The organism is Streptomyces sp. SID5785 (genome assembly GCF_009870065.1).
In the GTDB taxonomy this organism is placed as follows: domain Bacteria; phylum Actinomycetota; class Actinomycetes; order Streptomycetales; family Streptomycetaceae; genus Streptomyces.
The window spans coordinates 1-3,949 of sequence record NZ_WWIA01000476.1 but is presented as its reverse complement, the minus strand read 5'-3'; the positions used below and the strand labels follow the sequence as shown (position 1 = coordinate 3,949).

Here is a 3,949-nt window from a genome sequence, read left to right as displayed (position 1 = left end):
CTTCGGCGCGAGGAAGTGCGCGGCCCCGGCCCCGGCGAGCAGGCCGGCGAGCAGCTGGTGGGAGCGGACACGGCGCATGAAGGTCTCCTGGGGCGCGGGGCGGGCGGTGCGGTCGGGCGGGACGGCACCCGCGAGCTTACTTACCGGTAAGTAGCGTGTCGAGGCCTGCCGTCCCGCCCGACCGCACCGCCCGCCCCGCGCCCTGCCGTCCCGCCCCTGCCCGGCCGGACCTCAGGCCAGTTTGTTCACCGCCGTGACCGTCGTCCGCTCGAAGGCCGCGACGGGCGCGTCGGCGAAGCCGCCCATCTGCCCCCACTGCACGACGGTGACGACCCGGCCGTCCCGCCCGACGGAGAACAGGTTGATGTCCGTCGCCCCCCACGACGTCTGCGTGTGCACCCCGTACACCACGGCCCCCTCCTCGACGGGCAGGCGGCCGTAGTACTTCTGTTCCGCCGTCACCTCCGGGTCCTGGGCCGCCACGTCCCGCGCGCAGGTGTCGAGGTGCTTGCGCAGCAGCGCCGCGAACGCCTTGGCGTGCCGCGCGTCGCGCTCGACGACCGTCACCTGGAGCGCCCCGGTGTCGAGGTCGGTGCGGAAGGCGCGGTGCACGGACGTCGACGGCAGCGCGTCCCCGACGCACATCGGCAGCGGGTCGGGCTGTCCCGCCGTCACCGGGCCCGCGGTCCACGCGGACGACGGGTGCGGGGGCAGCTCGGACGCGGACAGGAAGCGCGGCGTCGCCGCCGCTGCGGAGGCTCCGGCGGCTGCGGCCGGGGCGGCGAGCGCCGCGGCGGCAGCGGCGGCCACCGCGACGGCTCCGGCGACGGTCGCCCGGTGTACTCGTACGTTCATCGTGGTTCCCCCATGTCGGTCGACCTGCTGGGCTGTGCGGACCGTACGACGCGAACGGCCCGCAGGGCGGGAGACAGGGCTGTGCGCTCACCCGCCTGTCCGTCCCGCCCGGTACGACCCGCGAACCCGCGCGGCCGTTGCCCGCGCCCGCGTCACAGGTTCGTCACCGTGCCCGCCCGGGGACGGCGCCGCCCGGGGTGGCCGGGCGGCATTGTCAGTGGTGGGCGGCAGGATGGAGGGCATGACGACGACTTCTGCCGTTCCTTCCGCGCTGTCCGACCCCGCCGCCTACGCGCAGGCCGTGGCCGACGCCCGGCGTGCCTCCGCCGCGTACTACGAGGGCGGCACCTCCACTCTGGACGACGACGCGTACGACCGGCTGGTCCGCGCCATCACGGTGTACGAGACGGAACACCCCGACGAGGTGCTCGCCGACTCGCCGTCCGGCAAGGTCGCGGGCGGCGCGGTCGAGGGCGACGTGCCGCACACGGTCCCCATGCTGAGCCTGGACAACGTGTTCTCCGGGGAGGAGTTCACCACCTGGGCGGCCTCGCTGGAGCGCAGGATCGGCCGTGAGGTCGTGTCCTGGAACGTGCAGCCCAAGCTCGACGGCCTCGCCATCGCCGCCCGCTACGAGCAGGGCCGGCTCACCCGCCTCATCACCCGTGGCGACGGCACGGCGGGCGAGGACGTCTCGCACGCCGCCGGCACGATCGAGGGACTACCCGCCGAGCTCACCGAGAAGGTCACCGTCGAGGTGCGCGGCGAAGTCCTCATGACCACCGCCCAGTTCGAGTACGCCAACGAGGTCCGCACCGAGCACGGCGGCGACCCCTTCGCCAACCCGCGCAACGCGGCGGCGGGCACCCTGCGCGCCAAGGACCGTGCCTACACGGTCCCGATGACCTTCTTCGGCTACGGGCTGCTCCCGCTGCCCGGCACGGCCGGCGACCTCACCGCACTGCTCGGGGAGGAGGCGCACGGCGCCCTGATGGACCGCACCGCGGCCCTCGGCGTCAACACCCCGGCGTCCACGGACGTGCCGGGCGTCGTCGTCACCTCCGTCGAGGAGGTCGTCGCCCGCGTCGAGGAGATCGCCGGGACCCGCGCCGACCTGCCCTTCGGCATCGACGGCATCGTCGTCAAGGCCGACCTCGCCGCCGACCAGGCCGCGGCCGGATCGGGCACCCGTGCCCCGCGCTGGGCCGTCGCGTTCAAGCTCCCGGCCGTCGAGAAGATCACCAGACTCCTCGACGTGGAGTGGAACGTGGGGCGCACCGGCATCATCGCCCCGCGCGCCGTCCTCGAGCCCGTCGAGCTCGACGGCTCCACCGTCACCTACGCGACCCTGCACAACCCCGCGGACATCACCCGCCGCGGGCTGCGCCTCGGCGACCAGGTCATGGTCTACAAGGCGGGCGACATCATCCCCAGGATCGAGGCGCCGGTCGCCCATCTGCGCACGGGCGAGGAGCGCGAGATCGTCTTCCCGGCCGAGTGCCCGCAGTGCGGCTCCGGGATCGACACCAGCGAGCAGCGCTGGCGCTGCGAGCGCGGCCGCAACTGCCACCTGGTCGCCTCGATCAGCTATGCCGCCGGCCGCGACCAGCTCGACATCGAGGGCCTCGGCCACACGCGCGTCGTGCAGCTGGTGGAGGCGGGGCTCGTCGAGAGCCTGCCGGATCTCTTCGACCGGCTCACCCGCGACCAGTTGCTCTCCCTGGAGCGCATGGGCGAGACCAGCACGGACAACCTGCTGGCCGCGCTCGACCGTGCCCGCACCCAGCCCCTGTCGCGCGTCCTGTGCGCACTCGGCGTGCGCGGCACCGGCCGCTCCATGTCCCGCCGCATCGCCCGCTACTTCGCCACCATGGACCACATTCGGGCGGCGGACGCCGCGGCCATGCAGCGGGTCGACGGCATCGGCGCCGAGAAGGCCCCCGTCATCGTCGCCGAACTGGCCGAGCTGGCCGGGCAGATCGACCGGCTGGCCGCCGCGGGCCTGAGCATGACCGAGCCCGGCGCCACCCCGCCGCCCGCCGAGGGCACCGAGGAGGCCGGGGCCGAGGGCACCGACGCCGGCGCGGGTCCGCTCGCCGGCATGAAGGTCGTCGTCACCGGCGCGATGACCGGTCCCCTGGAGAAGCTCTCGCGCAACCAGATGAACGAGCTGATCGAGCGCGCCGGCGGCAAGTCCTCGGGCAGCGTCTCGAAGAACACGAGCCTGGTCGTCGCGGGCGAGGGCGCGGGCTCCAAGCGCGCCAAGGCGGAGGACCTCGGCATCCGGCTGGCCACCCCGGACGAGTTCGCCGAGATGGTCGCCGGCCTGCTGGACTGACCGGGCGGCGGCCGAACGGGGGAGTCGGCGGCCCGGCACCGGCGCGGTCCGGGGCCCGCCCTCCGCACCGGCCGCCGAGCCCGTCGGGACACGGCCGCCGTACGGGGCGGGAATCGGCCGCCGGGACGGCCCGGACACGGCCGCTGTGCCCGTCGGGACACGGCGGCCGTACCGGTCAGGAATCGAGAAGCGCACCCCGCACCGGCGCGCCTACCGTTACGGCCATGGACATCACCATTCACACCACGGCCCTCCCGCACGTCGACCCGGACGCCTCCGTCGCCTTCTACCGCGACTCCCTCGGCTTCGAGGTCCGCAGCGACGTCGGCCAGGGCACGATGCGCTGGATCACCGTCGGCCCCGCCGACCAGCCCGGCACCTCGATCCTGCTGGCGCCGCCGGCCGCGGACCCCGGCATCACCGAGGACGAACGCCGCACCATCCAGGAGATGATGGCGAAGGGCACCTACGGCTGGATCCTGCTCGCCACCCGGAACCTGGACGAGACCTTCGAGAAGGTGCAGGCCACCGACGCCGAGGTCGTCCAGGAGCCCACCGAGCAGCCGTACGGCATCCGGGACTGCGCCTTCCGCGACCCCGCGGGCAACCTCGTCCGCATCCAGGAACTGCGCTGAGCCGGACCGGACACCGACGGCACAGGAGGGGGCTTCGCATGTGCCATCCAGGGTGGGCGCGCGCCCGCACCGCGGCGTGGCGGCTGGACCGCTGCGCCCGGATGCGGCGGGTCCGCGACCG

General features: G+C 74.4%; 3 protein-coding genes. 2 read left to right on the top strand and 1 reads right to left on the bottom strand.

Features of this window, described 5'->3' with window-relative positions:
• Nucleotides 1-231: 231 nt before the first annotated feature.
• Nucleotides 232-855, bottom strand: coding sequence for a hypothetical protein (locus GTW43_RS15610; protein WP_161302594.1), 624 nt, complete (start codon nucleotides 853-855; stop codon nucleotides 232-234).
• A gap of 241 nt (nucleotides 856-1,096) precedes the next feature.
• On the opposite strand from GTW43_RS15610, the gene ligA reads away from it, so the two are divergent.
• On the top strand, nucleotides 1,097-3,193 hold the full coding sequence (gene ligA / locus GTW43_RS15605; RefSeq protein ID WP_237536615.1) for an NAD-dependent DNA ligase LigA: 2,097 nt from the start codon (nucleotides 1,097-1,099) through the stop codon (nucleotides 3,191-3,193).
• A 224-nt stretch (nucleotides 3,194-3,417) separates the two neighbouring features.
• Nucleotides 3,418-3,828, top strand: coding sequence for a VOC family protein (locus GTW43_RS15600; RefSeq protein ID WP_161302590.1), 411 nt, complete (start codon nucleotides 3,418-3,420; stop codon nucleotides 3,826-3,828).
• The last annotated feature ends 121 nt before the right edge of the window (nucleotides 3,829-3,949 follow it).